This window comes from Salmonella sp. 32120201201600049SM (assembly GCF_017572835.1).
GTDB lineage: Bacteria > Pseudomonadota > Gammaproteobacteria > Enterobacterales > Enterobacteriaceae > Salmonella > Salmonella enterica.
The window spans coordinates 18,116-33,599 of record NZ_JAGESA010000014.1 but is presented as its reverse complement, the minus strand read 5'-3'; the positions used below and the strand labels follow the sequence as shown (position 1 = coordinate 33,599).

The window sequence follows — 15,484 nt, the reverse complement described above, 5'->3', positions numbered from 1 at the left end:
AAATAGCGCCTGTTTTGATTTATGGTGAACGGGGTTAATGTGGCGCAGGCGGAAGTGTTGAATCTGGAATCAGGGGCCAAACAGGTTTTGCAGGAAACCTTTGGCTACCAACAGTTTCGCCCGGGCCAGGAAGCGATTATTGATACTGCGCTCTCCGGTCGCGACTGTCTGGTCGTCATGCCCACCGGCGGCGGCAAATCTCTGTGCTATCAAATCCCCGCGTTGTTGCTGGACGGGTTGACTGTCGTCGTTTCGCCCTTAATCTCGTTGATGAAAGACCAGGTCGATCAGCTACTGGCGAACGGTGTGGCGGCGGCGTGCCTGAACTCCACTCAAAGCCGCGAGCAGCAGCTTGAGGTGATGGCGGGGTGCCGTACCGGACAGATTCGTCTGCTGTATATTGCGCCGGAACGCCTGATGCTGGACAACTTTCTTGATCATCTGGCGCACTGGAATCCGGTATTGCTGGCGGTGGATGAAGCGCACTGTATCTCGCAGTGGGGTCATGATTTCCGTCCGGAATATGCGGCGCTCGGTCAGCTTCGCCAGCGTTTTCCCGCTTTGCCGTTTATGGCATTGACCGCCACCGCCGACGACACCACGCGCCAGGATATTATTCGTCTGCTTGGGCTTAACGATCCGTTAATCCAGATCAGTAGCTTTGACCGACCGAATATCCGCTACATGCTGATGGAGAAGTTTAAGCCGCTCGACCAGCTAATGCGCTATGTTCAGGAGCAACGCGGCAAATCGGGTATCATCTACTGCAACAGTCGGGCGAAAGTGGAAGATACCGCCGCGCGCTTGCAAAGTCGCGGCATTAGCGCGGCGGCCTATCATGCGGGGCTGGAAAACGCTATTCGCGCCGATGTGCAGGAAAAATTTCAGCGCGACGATCTGCAAATCGTGGTGGCGACAGTCGCTTTTGGAATGGGCATAAACAAACCTAACGTACGTTTCGTCGTGCATTTCGATATCCCGCGCAATATTGAATCCTACTATCAGGAAACGGGCCGCGCCGGGCGCGACGGACTGCCTGCGGAAGCCATGCTATTTTACGATCCGGCTGACATGGCCTGGCTACGTCGTTGTCTGGAAGAGAAACCAGCCGGACAGCTTCAGGATATTGAACGGCATAAACTGAATGCGATGGGCGCTTTTGCCGAAGCGCAAACCTGCCGTCGCCTGGTGTTGCTTAATTACTTTGGCGAAGGCCGACAAGAACCGTGCGGCAACTGCGATATCTGTCTCGATCCGCCCAAACAATATGATGGCTTAAACGATGCCCAGATTGCGCTTTCTACCATTGGTCGGGTTAACCAGCGTTTTGGCATGGGCTACGTTGTCGAGGTGATCCGCGGCGCGAATAACCAACGCATCCGCGATTTCGGTCATGACAAACTCAAGGTTTATGGCATGGGACGCGAAAAGAGCCATGAGCACTGGGTGAGCGTGATTCGCCAGCTCATTCATCTGGGGCTGGTAATGCAAAATATTGCGCAGCACTCCGCATTACAGTTGACGGATGCCGCGCGTCCGGTACTCCGTGGAGACGTTCCGCTAAAGCTTGCGGTGCCGCGCATTGTCGCCCTCAAACCCCGCGTGATGCAGAAATCGTTCGGCGGTAATTACGATCGCAAATTGTTCGCTAAGTTGCGCAAGCTGCGTAAAGCTATCGCTGATGAAGAGAATATCCCGCCGTATGTGGTCTTTAACGACGCCACGTTGATAGAAATGGCGGAACAGATGCCGGTTTCCGCCAGCGAGATGTTAAGCGTTAACGGGGTTGGGATGCGCAAACTGGAGCGCTTCGGGAAAGAATTTATGGCGCTCATCCGCGCGCATGTCGATGGTGATGACGAAGAGTAGTCAGCCCGGCAAAAAAGTGCCAGGATGGTGACTCACTGAACTATTTCCCCGCGAGCCATTTTTATGTTGATGCTATTTTTCACCGTGGCAATGGTGCACATCGTTGCGCTAATGAGCCCCGGCCCCGACTTTTTCTTCGTGTCTCAAACTGCTGTCAGCCGTTCGCGTAAAGAAGCGATGATGGGCGTACTGGGCATTACCTGCGGCGTGATGGTATGGGCGGGCGTGGCGCTGCTTGGCCTGCATCTCATCATCGAAAAAATGGCCTGGCTGCATACGATCATTATGGTAGGCGGCGGCCTGTACCTGTGCTGGATGGGCTATCAGATGCTGCGCGGCGCGCTGAAAAAACAGGATGCGGCGGCGTCTTCTCCGCACATTGAACTGGCGCAGAGCGGGCGCAGTTTTCTCAAAGGGCTGCTGACCAATCTGTCGAATCCTAAAGCGATTATCTATTTTGGTTCCGTTTTTTCACTGTTTGTCGGCGATAACGTCGGCGCTGCGGCGCGCTGGGGTATTTTCGCGTTAATCACCCTGGAAACGTTGGCCTGGTTTACCGTAGTCGCCAGCCTGTTCGCGCTGCCGAAAATGCGCCGCGGCTATCAGCGTCTGGCGAAATGGATTGATGGCTTTGCCGGCGCTCTGTTTGCGGGCTTTGGTATTCACCTGATTATTTCGCGCTAATTTACCTCCGGGCCGGATAAACATCATCCGGCACGACTATCACGCGTGTCTTGCCGACGCCAGGAGCGCGCCTACCAGCATAAACAACGAACCAAACGCTTTATTCAGCGCCTTCATCTGCTTTGGTCCTTTAATCCAGGCGGCAATGCGCTGCGCCAGCGTGGCGTAACCGGTCATCACAATCATATCCACCACAATCGTGGTGACGCCGAGAATGAGGTACTGCGCCAGTTGCGGTTGCTGCGGCATGATGAATTGCGGAAACAGGGCGGCAAGAAAGACAATGCTTTTGGGATTGGTTAGATTGACAAAGACCGCGCGTTTGAACAGCCGACCCCGCGATTGCGTCTGGGCGAGAGTATGCAGATCGATAGCGCCTGCGGCGCGCCATTGCTGGATACCCAGCCAGATAAGATAAGCCGCGCCAGCCCATTTCAGAATTTCAAAAGCGAGGAGCGAGCGCGAAAAGAGCGTACCCAGTCCGACGCCCACCAGTACGATATGTATCCCCAGCCCGGTCTGGAGCCCGGCGATAGAAGCCGCTGCGCCCCGATATCCATGGTTGATAGACGTCGTCATGGTATTGATGGCGCCTGAACCCGGAGAAAGACTCAACAGAGTTGAGGTCAGTAGATAGGCGAACCACCATTCAAAGGTCATGCGAAACTCCCTGGTTGTCTGTTTTTGTGCCACAATACGCTACTGCCGCTGTGTTGTGTCAGGCACGACGCAAAAAACGATTTTACCTGGTAAACGAGGCCGAAAACCCGATGTTTCAGCAGCAAAATGACTGGGAAACAAGAGAAAATGCGTTTGCCGCTTTTGCTATGGGGCCGCTGACCGATTTCTGGCGTCAGCGGGAAGAGGCGGAGTTTATCGGCGTGGGTAACATTCCGGTGCGCTTTGTCCGTTTTCGAAATGATTCCAACGATCGGACGATCGTCATTTGTCCTGGCCGCATTGAGAGTTATGTAAAATACGCTGAACTGGCGTATGACCTTTTTCATCTCGGTTTTGATATCTTCATCATCGACCACCGTGGTCAAGGGCGCTCCGGGCGGATGTTATCGGACCCGCATCGGGGTCATGTCGATCATTTTAACGATTATGTTGAGGACTTAGCGGCGTTCTGGCAGCAGGAAATTGAGCCGGGGCCGTGGCGTAAGCGTTATATCCTGGCGCACTCAATGGGGGGCGCGATAGCCACCCTGTTCCTGCAACGCCATCGTGTGCGGTGCGACGCTATTGCGCTCACCGCGCCGATGTTTGGTATTGTGATACGCTTGCCTTCCTTTATGGTGCGCCATATTCTCGACTGGGCCGAAGGGCACCAGCGTATCCGTGAAGATTACGCTATTGGTACCGGTCAGTGGCGGGCGTTGCCGTTTGGGATGAATGCGCTGACCCACAGCCGCCAGCGTTATCAGCGCAACTTACGATTTTATGCCGACGAGCCGCAGCTGCGCGTTGGCGGCCCCACCTGGCATTGGGTACGCGAAGGCATTCTGGCGGGTGAGCAGGTTCTGGCTGGGGCGAGCGATGACACGACGCCTACGCTACTGATTCAGGCGGAAGAAGAGCGGGTAGTGGATAACCGCACCCACGATCGTTTTTGTGAAATTCGCGCCGCGGCGGGATACCCTTGTGAAGGGGGAAAACCGCTGGTTATCAAGGGCGCGTACCATGAGATCCTTTTTGAAAAGGACGCTATGCGCTCAGTCGCGCTTAACGCCATTGTTGAATTTTTCAACAAGCCTAATTTATCCAGCGGAAATCGCTTTGCTTAGAGGTTAAATTTTATTATGTATCAGGTTGTTGCGTCTGATTTAGATGGCACGCTGCTCTCCCCCGACCATACGTTGTCCCCTTATGCCAAAGAGACTCTGAAGCTGTTGACCGCACGCGGCATCCATTTTGTCTTTGCCACTGGTCGTCATCATGTCGATGTAGGGCAAATCCGCGATAATCTTGAAATCAAGTCTTACATGATCACCTCCAACGGCGCGCGAGTGCACGATACCGACGGGAATTTGGTTTTTACGCATAATCTGGACAGCGACATTGCCAGCGACCTGTTCGGCGTGGTGAATGCGAACCCGGACATCGTGACTAACGTTTATCGCGACGACGAATGGTTTATGAATCGTCATCGCCCCGATGAAATGCGTTTTTTCAAAGAGGCGGTATTTAACTACTCGCTGTTTGAGCCTGCGCTGCTGGAGCCGGAGGGCGTCAGCAAAGTGTTTTTCACCAGCGACACTCATGAAAAGTTGTTGCCGCTGGAGCAGGCGATTAACGCGCGCTGGGGCGATCGGGTAAACGTGAGCTTCTCCACGCTAACCTGTCTGGAAGTGATGGCGGGCGGAGTGTCGAAAGGTCATGCGCTGGAAGCGGTCGCTCAGGCGATGGGGTACAGCCTGAAAGAGTGTATCGCCTTTGGCGACGGAATGAACGACGCTGAAATGCTCACGATGGCGGGCAAAGGCTGCATCATGGGCAATGCGCACCAGCGTCTGAAAGACCTGTATCCCGAACTTGAGGTGATCGGCATCAACGCGGATAACGCCGTGCCGCATTACCTGCGCGATCTTTTCTTACGCTGATGTGATTGTTTGTTAGTTGACCAGTTGTCAACTTCACTCTCCGCTACAATGGGTGTTCCCTGTTTTAAGAGACATCCATTGTGGCGCTACTCATCATTACCACTATCCTGTGGGCTTTCTCCTTTAGTTTATTTGGCGAGTATCTTGCCGGGCATGTCGATAGCTATTTCGCGGTGCTGATACGCGTTGGGCTGGCGGCGCTCGTTTTTCTGCCGTTTTTGCGTACTCGCGGGCACAACCTAAAAACCATCAGCCTGTATATGCTGGTGGGGGCGATGCAGCTTGGCATCATGTATATGTTGAGCTTCCATGCTTACCTCTATCTGACCGTATCCGAACTGCTGCTGTTTACCGTTCTGACGCCGCTCTATATCACGCTGATTTACGATGTGATGAGTCAGCGTCGTTTGCGCTGGGGCTATGCATTTAGCGCGTTGCTGGCGGTGATTGGCGCCGGGATTATTCGCTACGATCGCGTGACCGACCATTTTTGGGTCGGTTTGCTCCTGGTGCAGCTTTCTAATATCAGTTTCGCTATCGGAATGGTGGGGTATAAACGTCTGATGGAGACCCGTCCCATGCCGCAGCACAACGCCTTTGCATGGTTCTATCTGGGGGCGTTTTTGGTGGCGGCGGTGGCGTGGTCGCTGTTGGGGAACGCGCAAAAGCTGCCGGAAACCACGCTGCAATGGAGCATTCTGGTGTTTCTCGGCGTGGTGGCGTCCGGCATTGGCTACTTTATGTGGAACTATGGCGCTACCCAAGTAGACGCCGGGACGCTGGGTATCATGAATAATATGCATGTTCCCGCAGGACTGCTGGTTAATCTTGCCATCTGGCATCAGCAGCCCCACTGGCCAAGCTTTATTACAGGCGCGGCTGTGATCCTGGCTTCGCTGTGGGTGCATCGAAAATGGGTCGCTCCGCGCTCCGCACAAACGGCAGATGATCGCAGGCGTGATCCCGCGTCGAGCGAATAAACGCCTCGGTCACCGCCTGACGCTGGTCGCCGTCGCGCACGGCGGCATACAGGCGGCTCCACAGACCATCACCCAGGGTTTTGGTCACCACCAGACCCTGGCGCTCAACGCTTTCCACCACCCAGTGCGGCAGGGCGGCAATGCCCATTCTGGCCGCCACCATCTGAATCAGCAGTAGCGTATTATCCACGCTTTTCAGCAGCGGACTGATACCCGCCGGTTGCAGGAAATGTCGCCAGACATCCAGTCGGCTGCGCTGCACCGGGTAAATCAACAGCGTTTCGCTGGCTAAATCTTCCGGCGTAATCTGCGTTTTGCTGGCCAGCGGATGGTCGGGCGCCAGCACCAGTCGGACTTCAAAATCAAACATCGGCGAATAATGCAGCCCGCTGCGCGGCAAAATATCCGACGTCATCACCAAATCCAGCTCGCCCTGTTGCAAGGCCGGTTGCGGATCAAAAGTGACGCCGGATGTGAAATCCATTTCTACCTGCGGCCAGCTTGCACGGAAGTTTTCCAGCGCCGGGGTCAACCACTGAATACAGCTATGACATTCAATAGCGATGCGCAGACGAGTTTGCTGCGGTTCGTTGCACGCCTGCAGCGCACGGCTGATTTGCGGCAGCACCTGGTTTGCCAGTTGCAGCAGAACTTCCCCCTGCGGCGTAAAGCGCAGCGGCTGGCTTTTACGCACGAACAGGCGGAAGCCAAGGCGTTGTTCCAGATCGCTGAACTGATGAGACAGAGCGGATTGGGTCTGGTGCAGCACCGCAGCAGCAGCAGCCAGCGATCCACTATTCCGCAATGCCTGGAGTGTTTTCAGATGTTTAATTTCGATCATGAAAGTCCTTCACTTCGCCATGAACAAATTGCGCTTGAGGAATATACAGTACCTTTACATTATGGATGTGTAAACATCCAGACGTCCAAAATCCGTCGTCTTTTAAATTGATGGTGCGTTGGCTGCGTTTCCTCACCCCGGTCACTTACTGATGTAAGCTCCCGGGGATGAGCAAACTTGCCGCCTTCCCTGAATTTAAAATACTTAGGATTTACATATAATTAGAGGAAGTAAAATGACAATATTGACTCATACCCTCGGTTTTCCTCGCGTTGGCCTGCGTCGCGAGTTGAAAAAAGCGCAAGAGAGCTACTGGGCGGGGAACTCAACGCGTGAAGCGTTACTGGCGGTGGGCCGCGAACTGCGCGCGCGTCACTGGGAGCAGCAGAAACAAGCGGGTATTGACCTGTTACCGGTAGGCGACTTTGCCTGGTACGACCATGTTCTGACCACCAGCCTGCTGTTAGGCAATGTGCCGGCTCGTCATCAGAACAACGACGGTTCCGTGGACATCGACACTCTGTTCCGCATTGGCCGCGGTCGCGCGCCAACCGGCGAACCGGCGGCGGCGGCGGAAATGACCAAATGGTTTAATACTAACTATCACTACATAGTACCGGAGTTCAGCAAAGGCCAGCAGTTCAGACTCACCTGGACACAGTTGCTGGAGGAAGTGGACGAAGCGCTGGCGCTGGGGCATAAGATCAAACCCGTACTGCTGGGGCCTGTCACGTATCTGTGGCTGGGTAAAGTGAAAGGCGAACCGTTTGACCGCCTGACGTTGCTGAAAGACATTTTGCCGGTGTATCAGCACGTGCTGGCTGAACTGGCGAAGCGTGGTATTGAGTGGGTCCAAATTGATGAGCCAGCGCTGGTGCTGGAACTGCCGCAGGCGTGGCTGGATGCCTTCAAACCGGCTTACGACGCGCTTGCCGGCCAGGTGAAGCTGTTGCTGACGACCTATTTTGAAGGCGTGACGCCAAACCTGGACACTATTATCGCGCTACCGGTACAGGGGCTACATGTTGACCTCATTCATGGCAAAGATGATGTAGCGGAACTGCATCAACGTCTGCCGGTCGACTGGCTGCTTTCCGCAGGCTTGATTAACGGGCGTAATGTCTGGCGCGCCGATTTGACCGAAAAATACGCGCAGATTAACGCCCTTGTGGGCAAACGCGCGCTGTGGGTAGCATCCTCCTGCTCTTTGCTGCACAGCCCGATCGATCTCAGCGTCGAAACGCGTCTGGATACGGAAGTTAAAAGCTGGTTTGCCTTTGCGCTGCAAAAATGCGGTGAACTGGCGTTGCTGCGCGATGCGCTGAACAGCGGCGAAACGGCGGCGCTTGAGGAATGGAGCGCACCGATTCAGGCTCGTCGTCACTCCCGCCGCGTACATAATGCCGCGGTAGAAAAACGCCTGGCGGCGATCACCGCGCAGGACAGCCAGCGTGAGAATCCGTATGAGGTGCGCGCTGAAGCGCAACGCGCCCGCTTTAAACTTCCCGCCTGGCCGACGACGACTATCGGTTCGTTTCCGCAAACCACGGAGATTCGCGGTCTGCGTCTGGACTTCAAAAAGGGCAATCTCGACGCGAATAACTACCGCACCGGCATCGCCGAACATATCAAACAGGCTATCATCGAGCAGGAGCGTTTAGGGCTGGATGTGCTGGTACACGGCGAAGCCGAGCGAAACGACATGGTGGAATACTTCGGCGAGCATCTGGACGGCTTCGTCTTTACCCAGAATGGTTGGGTGCAAAGCTATGGCTCCCGCTGTGTGAAACCGCCGGTAGTGATTGGCGATATCAGCCGTCCGGCACCGATTACCGTGGAGTGGGCGAAATATGCCCAGTCGCTGACCGACAAGCCGGTAAAAGGGATGTTGACCGGCCCGGTGACTATTCTTTGCTGGTCATTCCCCCGCGAAGACGTGACCCGCGAAACGATTGCGAAACAGATTGCGCTGGCGCTGCGTGATGAAGTCGCGGATCTGGAGGCGGCGGGGATCGGGATTATTCAGATCGACGAACCGGCGCTGCGCGAAGGTCTACCGCTGCGTCGCAGCGACTGGGACGCCTATCTGGAATGGGGTGTGGAAGCCTTCCGCATCAACGCGGCGGTGGCGAAGGATGAAACCCAGATCCACACCCACATGTGTTACTGCGAGTTCAACGACATTATGGATTCGATCGCCGCGCTGGATGCGGATGTGATCACCATTGAGACCTCCCGCTCGGATATGGAGTTGCTGGAGTCGTTTGAAGCGTTCGACTACCCGAACGAAATCGGGCCGGGCGTGTACGATATTCACTCGCCGAACGTGCCGAGCGTCGAGTGGATTGAAGCCCTGCTGAAGAAGGCGGCACAGCGTATTCCGGCACAACGCCTGTGGGTGAATCCGGACTGCGGTCTGAAAACTCGCGGTTGGCCAGAAACCCGCGCGGCGTTAGCGAACATGGTCAAAGCGGCGCATAATCTGCGTCAGGCGAAATAGCCCATCCTGACCGCTGCGTTTATCCGGCAGCAATGCGGCGCTACCCTTTGACGGGTAGCGCCCGTGTCTGACCTGATTAACAGCGCCTCTTTCTTCTCATTTCCCTTTTTCTTATTTTCCGCGCTGTCCTTTTCAGGATCTGGCTATTTGGCGATCTTGATAATAAAAAGGTTCTCCGTATGAATGACAACCAGGCGGATAGCGTCCCTGGAAGCAGCTATTGCCTCGCAGATCGTTTTTCCTGTCATGATCGCCCAGCGCTCTCATAGCACAAAACGAGGTTTTCCATTCTGTTATGTTCCCTGGCGACGATAAACGTCGCATTGTCTCATGGCGCTGGTGAACCTTATTTTTTAACGGAGATGTCTGACATGGCGGTAGCAGGTTGTCACGTAATGGCCAAACCCGGCGGTGCGATTTGCAATATTGATTGCACATATTGCTTCTATCTTGAAAAAGAGGCGCTGTACCCGGAACGCAATAAAAACTGGCGGATGTCGGACGAGACGCTGGAACAATTTATACGCCAGCATATTGCCGCGCAGAGTGGCGACCGCATTGACTTTGCCTGGCAGGGCGGCGAACCGACCATGATGGGGCTACCGTTTTTCCGTCGGGTTGTCGCATTATGTGAAAAGTACGGCGATGGGCGAAAAATCACTCATGCGTTGCAGACGAACGGCATCCTGGTGAATGACGAGTGGGCGCGCTTTTTCGCTGAACAGCATTTTCTCATCGGTCTCTCTATCGACGGCCCGGCGTCGTTACACAACCACTATCGGCTTAATCGCGCTGGAAAAGGAACTCATGAACAGGTCGTCGCAGCAATGGCGCGGCTTAAAGCGCACCATGTCGACTTTAATACCTTAACCGTCGTGGGAAAACATAACGTCGGTCATGCAGCAGACGTCTACGAATTTCTTCTGGCGGCGGGATCGCGTTTTATTCAGTTTATCCCGCTGGTGGAGCGAATGAGCACCGATAACTCATCGGTACTTAATCTGGTGATGCCCGGCGAAAGCGCGGCGACGCTGGCGCCATGGACGGTACCGTCGTGGCAATATGGCGAATTTCTCAACCAGATCTTTGATATCTGGGTTCGTCGCGACGTAGACCGCGTCTATGTGCAGATGTTTGACGTGGCGTTAGCCGCCTGGACGGCGCAGCAGCCGGTACTGTGTGTACATTCCGAGACTTGTGGACATGCCTTCGCGTTGGAGTCGAACGGCGATCTCTACAACTGCGACCACTTTGTCTACCCGGAGCATCTGCTGGGGAATATCCACCAGCACAGCATCAAAACCTTAAATAATAGCGAGCGGGCTATTGCCTTTGGTGAGGCCAAGCGGGAGACCCTGACCGCCGATTGTCGTCGCTGTGACTACCGCTTTGCGTGTCATGGCGGCTGTCCGAAGCATCGCTTTGCCGTCTCGCCGTCCGGTCATCCTGCGCATAATTACTTGTGTGCGGGCTATAAGCATTTTTTCCAGCACGTTACGCCGTATATGAATGTCTGGCGGGAGCTGCTGGCGCAAGGCTATCCGATGGCATCGATCATGCGCTGGCTGGCGCAGGACGCGCGTAAAGACACAGGAGCCGTCAGTCGTAACCATCTCTGTCCCTGCGGCAGCGGCAAAAAATATAAAAAATGCTGTGGTAAAGCATAGCTAACGTGGCGATGACGCTTTGTTGAGCCTACACCGACTCCGGTCTCGTAGGCCCAACAAACATCGTAATGCGCTGTGGTTAGCCTTTTTTCCCACCGTACTGCGCGAACCATTCCAGCATTCTTTGCCAGCCGTCTTTCGCTGAGGCTTCGTGGTAGCCCGGACGATAATCGGCATTAAACGCGTGCCCTGCATCGGGATAGACCACGATTTCCGCCTTCGCATTAGCGGCGCGTAGCGCCTGACGCATGGTTTCCACGCTCTCCTGTGGAATACTGGTATCCTGCCCGCCGTATAAACCCAGTACCGGCGCGTTAAGATCGGTGGCGATATCAACGGGATGCTTCGGCGAATTGAGTGACGTGTCGCCCACCAGCTTGCCGTACCATGCTACCGCCGCTTTTAACTGTGGGTTGTGCGCGGCGTACAGCCAGGTAATCCGGCCTCCCCAACAAAAACCGGTGATCATCAGCCGATGCGCATCCCCGCCGTTGCGCGAAGCCCAACTGGCGACGTGATCCAGGTCGGCAAGGACTTGCGAATCGGGTACTTTAGCCACCAGCCCGCTCAATAATGTGGGTATATCGGCGAAATCATTGGGGTCGCCTTCGCGGAAATAGAGCTCCGGCGCGATAGCGAGATAGCCTTCCAGCGCCAGTCGTCGGCAAATATCGCGAATGTGTTCATGTACGCCAAAAATTTCCTGTACCACAATGACCACAGGCAGCGCGCCGTCGCTCGCTTTTGGTCTGGCGTAATAGGCTGGCATATCGTCGCCCTGAGAGGGAATCGACGTTATCCCCGCGCTAATGGCCCCATCAGGCGTATGAATCATCGTAGGGGCAAGTGGGGAGGCTGCAGGTGCAAAGCCGGATGGATGTGTCGTTGTCATGGTATTCTCCGTACCCTTAAAAAATAGCGCAATCTTAACTATAGACAGTGTGTAACAAACCACATTGCCTTAAAGCGGCTATCTTTTGTGCAATGCCTGGCGATATTGATTATTTATTGTGATGAACATCACTTTTTAATGGTAAGCGAGTGCAATTGTTTTACGTCATAGTGATGGCTGTCACGAAAATATCTTTATGCCTTAGGTAAAGTGTCTCTTTGCTTCTTCTGACAAACCCGATTCACAGAGGAGTTTTATATGTCCAAGTCTGATGTTTTTCATCTCGGCCTCACCAAAAACGATTTACAAGGGGCCCAGCTCGCCATCGTCCCTGGCGATCCTGAGCGTGTGGAAAAGATCGCCGCGCTGATGGATAAGCCGGTTAAGCTGGCATCTCACCGCGAATTCACCTCCTGGCGCGCTGAGCTGGATGGCAAAGCAGTTATCGTTTGCTCTACCGGTATCGGTGGCCCGTCTACCTCTATTGCCGTGGAAGAACTGGCGCAACTGGGTATTCGTACCTTCTTGCGTATCGGCACCACGGGGGCTATTCAGCCGCACATTAACGTCGGCGACGTTCTGGTAACGACCGCATCCGTTCGTCTGGATGGGGCGAGCCTGCATTTTGCGCCGATGGAATTCCCGGCGGTTGCCGACTTTGCCTGCACCACTGCGCTGGTTGAAGCCGCGAAATCGATTGGCGCCACGACTCACGTTGGCGTAACCGCCTCTTCCGACACTTTCTATCCGGGTCAGGAACGTTACGACACCTATTCTGGCCGCGTTGTGCGTCGCTTCAAAGGTTCTATGGAAGAGTGGCAGGCGATGGGCGTAATGAACTACGAAATGGAATCCGCTACGCTGTTAACCATGTGCGCAAGCCAGGGGTTACGCGCAGGTATGGTGGCGGGCGTTATCGTCAACCGTACCCAACAAGAGATTCCGAATGCGGAAACGATGAAACAAACTGAAAGCCACGCGGTGAAAATCGTCGTGGAAGCGGCCCGTCGTCTGCTGTAATTCTCCTCTCTTTTGCAAAGGCCGACGCGTTCGGCCTTTTCTTTTTGCGTGGCGCCTCGCAGGAAATCCCTTTTAAACTGGACGTTTATACAGCACAATTCTATTTTGTGTAGGACAGTGTGGTTCCAGGAGAGGTGTTGTGGATATTACTCTTATGATAAGCGCCGTCGTGGCGCTGGCGGCTGGGGCGGTGATTGGCTGGCTGGCGACGAAAGCGCACGCCGATCAAATCCGCGCCGATCTTATCGAAGAACGGCGTGAGCTGGATATCGAACTTAGCGCGGCCCGGCAGCAATTAGCGCAAGAAGCGCACTGGCGCAGTGAATGCGAGTTACTTAATAACGAACTGCGTAGCCTGCACAGTATTAATACCTCTCTGGAAGCCGATCTGCGTGAAGTCACGACCCGTCTGGAAGCGACTCAACAACACGCGGAAGACAAAATCCGTCAGATGATCAACAGCGAACAGCGTTTAAGCGAGCAGTTTGAAAATCTGGCGAACCGTATCTTTGAACACAGTAATCGTCGCGTAGACGAACAAAACCGACAAAGCCTGAATAGCCTGCTGACGCCGCTGCGTGAGCAACTGGACGGTTTTCGCCGCCAGGTTCAGGAGAGTTTTGGCAAAGAAGCGCAGGAGCGGCATACGCTGGCGCACGAAATTCGTAATTTGCAGCAGCTTAACGCGCAAATGGCGCAGGAAGCGATCAACCTGACGCGCGCCCTGAAAGGGGACAATAAGGCGCAAGGAAACTGGGGCGAAGTTGTGCTGGCGCGGGTGCTGGAGGCATCCGGACTGCGTGAAGGCTACGAATACGAAACCCAGGTCAGTATTGAGAACGATGCGCGCTCGCGGATGCAGCCGGATGTCATCGTCCGCTTGCCGCAGGGCAAAGATGTGGTCATCGACGCTAAAATGACGTTGGTCGCCTACGAGCGTTACTTTAACGCTGAAGATGACTATACGCGCGAGGCCGCTTTACAAGAGCACATCGCCTCGGTGCGCAATCATATTCGCTTACTGGGGCGCAAAGACTATCAGCAGCTTCCCGGCCTCCGCTCGCTGGATTATGTTCTGATGTTTATCCCCGTAGAACCCGCTTTCCTGCTGGCGTTAGATAAACAGCCCGAACTGATAACCGAGGCGCTGAAAAATAACATTATGCTGGTAAGCCCCACGACGCTGCTGGTGGCGTTACGGACAATCGCCAACCTGTGGCGCTATGAACACCAGAGCCGCAATGCGCAGCACATCGCAGACAGAGCCAGTAAGCTTTACGATAAAATGCGGCTGTTCGTTGATGATATGTCAGCGATCGGTCAGAGTCTGGATAAAGCGCAGGATAACTACCGCCAGGCGATGAAAAAACTTGCGTCGGGGCGTGGCAACGTTTTGGCGCAGGCGGAGGCCTTCCGGGGGCTAGGCGTGGAAATCAAACGCGAGATTAATCCGGATTTAGCGGAACAGGCCGTTACGCAAGATGAAGAATATCGTTTACGATCGATCCCTGAAGGGCGGCAGGATGAACATTATCCCAATGATGAACGGGTGAAGCAGCAGTTAAGTTAACCCATACGGAGTAGTTTAGTCCTGGCGCAGAGTAGGGCAAATTGGCCCAATCTGTTACACTTCTTGAACATTTTTATCGATAAGCAGGCACTGAGATGGTGGAAGATTCACAAGAAACGACGCACTTTGGCTTTCAGACCGTCGCTAAAGAGCAGAAAGCTGACATGGTGGCCCACGTTTTTCATTCTGTGGCGTCAAAGTACGATGTGATGAATGATTTAATGTCATTTGGCATTCATCGTTTGTGGAAGCGCTTCACCATTGATTGCAGTGGCGTGCGTCGTGGACAAACCGTTCTCGATTTAGCGGGCGGTACGGGCGATCTTACCGCGAAATTTTCACGTATGGTCGGGGAAACTGGCAAAGTTATCCTGGCGGATATTAATGATTCTATGCTCAAAATGGGGCGTGAGAAGCTGCGTAATATCGGCGTGATCGGCAACGTAGAGTATGTGCAGGCGAATGCCGAAGCTCTGCCTTTCCCTGATAATACGTTTGATTGCATTACCATTTCGTTTGGTTTGCGCAATGTAACGGAAAAAGAAAAAGCGCTGCGGTCAATGTTCCGTGTGTTGAAACCCGGCGGACGTTTACTGGTGCTTGAATTTTCCAAGCCTATCATTGAGCCGCTGAGTAAAGCGTATGACGCCTATTCTTTCCATATTTTACCGCGTATTGGCTCGATGGTCGCGAACGATGCGGATAGCTATCGGTATCTCGCGGAATCCATCCGTATGCATCCCGATCAGGATACCTTAAAAGCCATGATGCAGGACGCCGGATTTGAGAGCGTGGATTATTACAATCTGACGGCGGGTGTTGTGGCATTGCACCGTGGTTATAAATTCTAGGAGGGTG

The 15,484-nt window shown here is 54.3% G+C and carries 13 protein-coding genes; 10 read left to right on the top strand and 3 right to left on the bottom strand.

Annotated elements, in window-relative coordinates:
* Window positions 1-39: 39 nt before the first annotated feature.
* Entirely contained in the window at window positions 40-1,869 is a 1,830-nt protein-coding gene (recQ, locus tag J4650_RS20495; protein ID WP_001533487.1) for an ATP-dependent DNA helicase RecQ, read from the top strand.
* 63 nt (window positions 1,870-1,932) lie between these two features.
* On the top strand, window positions 1,933-2,553 hold the full coding sequence (gene rhtC / locus J4650_RS20490) for a threonine export protein RhtC (RefSeq protein ID WP_000928814.1): 621 nt from the start codon (window positions 1,933-1,935) through the stop codon (window positions 2,551-2,553).
* A 39-nt stretch (window positions 2,554-2,592) separates the two neighbouring features.
* On the opposite strand, the gene rhtB is transcribed toward rhtC, so the two are convergent.
* Window positions 2,593-3,213, bottom strand: coding sequence for a homoserine/homoserine lactone efflux protein (gene rhtB / locus J4650_RS20485; RefSeq protein ID WP_000142524.1), 621 nt, complete (start codon window positions 3,211-3,213; stop codon window positions 2,593-2,595).
* A 110-nt stretch (window positions 3,214-3,323) separates the two neighbouring features.
* On the opposite strand from rhtB, the gene pldB reads away from it, so the two are divergent.
* From pldB to J4650_RS20470, 3 genes are all read left to right on the top strand, one after another.
* Window positions 3,324-4,340, top strand: a complete 1,017-nt coding sequence (gene pldB, locus J4650_RS20480; RefSeq protein WP_000487685.1) for a lysophospholipase L2 — start codon at window positions 3,324-3,326, stop codon at window positions 4,338-4,340.
* A 15-nt stretch (window positions 4,341-4,355) separates the two neighbouring features.
* Window positions 4,356-5,156, top strand: coding sequence for a sugar/pyridoxal phosphate phosphatase YigL (gene yigL / locus J4650_RS20475; RefSeq protein WP_000285338.1), 801 nt, complete (start codon window positions 4,356-4,358; stop codon window positions 5,154-5,156).
* 80 nt (window positions 5,157-5,236) lie between these two features.
* Window positions 5,237-6,136, top strand: a complete 900-nt coding sequence (locus J4650_RS20470) for a carboxylate/amino acid/amine transporter (protein WP_001196257.1) — start codon at window positions 5,237-5,239, stop codon at window positions 6,134-6,136.
* Here J4650_RS20470 and metR read toward each other — a convergent pair.
* Window positions 6,024-6,977 carry an HTH-type transcriptional regulator MetR gene (gene metR, locus J4650_RS20465; RefSeq protein ID WP_000569786.1) on the bottom strand — a complete coding sequence of 318 codons (954 nt, stop codon included), beginning with the start codon at window positions 6,975-6,977 and terminating at the stop codon, window positions 6,024-6,026. The genes J4650_RS20470 and metR overlap by 113 nt on opposite strands.
* A gap of 235 nt (window positions 6,978-7,212) precedes the next feature.
* On the opposite strand from metR, the gene metE reads away from it, so the two are divergent.
* The gene (gene metE, locus J4650_RS20460; RefSeq protein ID WP_000154181.1) at window positions 7,213-9,477 is read left to right on the top strand and encodes a 5-methyltetrahydropteroyltriglutamate--homocysteine S-methyltransferase; all 2,265 of its coding nucleotides are present in this window, start codon (window positions 7,213-7,215) and stop codon (window positions 9,475-9,477) included.
* 323 nt (window positions 9,478-9,800) lie between these two features.
* Window positions 9,801-11,144, top strand: a complete 1,344-nt coding sequence (locus tag J4650_RS20455; protein ID WP_021294455.1) for an anaerobic sulfatase maturase — start codon at window positions 9,801-9,803, stop codon at window positions 11,142-11,144.
* Between the two features lie 79 nt (window positions 11,145-11,223).
* On the opposite strand, the gene J4650_RS20450 is transcribed toward J4650_RS20455, so the two are convergent.
* Window positions 11,224-12,036 (bottom strand): dienelactone hydrolase family protein, encoded by an 813-nt coding sequence (locus J4650_RS20450; protein WP_000213959.1) that lies wholly within the window; start codon window positions 12,034-12,036, stop codon window positions 11,224-11,226.
* A 258-nt stretch (window positions 12,037-12,294) separates the two neighbouring features.
* Between J4650_RS20450 and udp the strand changes: the two genes are divergently transcribed.
* From udp to ubiE, 3 genes are all read left to right on the top strand, one after another.
* Window positions 12,295-13,056: a uridine phosphorylase gene (gene udp / locus J4650_RS20445; RefSeq protein ID WP_000045169.1), complete on the top strand. Its 762-nt coding sequence runs from the start codon at window positions 12,295-12,297 to the stop codon at window positions 13,054-13,056.
* Window positions 13,057-13,195: 139 nt separating this feature from the next.
* Window positions 13,196-14,626: a DNA recombination protein RmuC gene (gene rmuC, locus J4650_RS20440; RefSeq protein ID WP_000355562.1), complete on the top strand. Its 1,431-nt coding sequence runs from the start codon at window positions 13,196-13,198 to the stop codon at window positions 14,624-14,626.
* A 95-nt stretch (window positions 14,627-14,721) separates the two neighbouring features.
* Window positions 14,722-15,477, top strand: a complete 756-nt coding sequence (ubiE, locus tag J4650_RS20435; RefSeq protein ID WP_000229009.1) for a bifunctional demethylmenaquinone methyltransferase/2-methoxy-6-polyprenyl-1,4-benzoquinol methylase UbiE — start codon at window positions 14,722-14,724, stop codon at window positions 15,475-15,477.
* The last annotated feature ends 7 nt before the right edge of the window (window positions 15,478-15,484 follow it).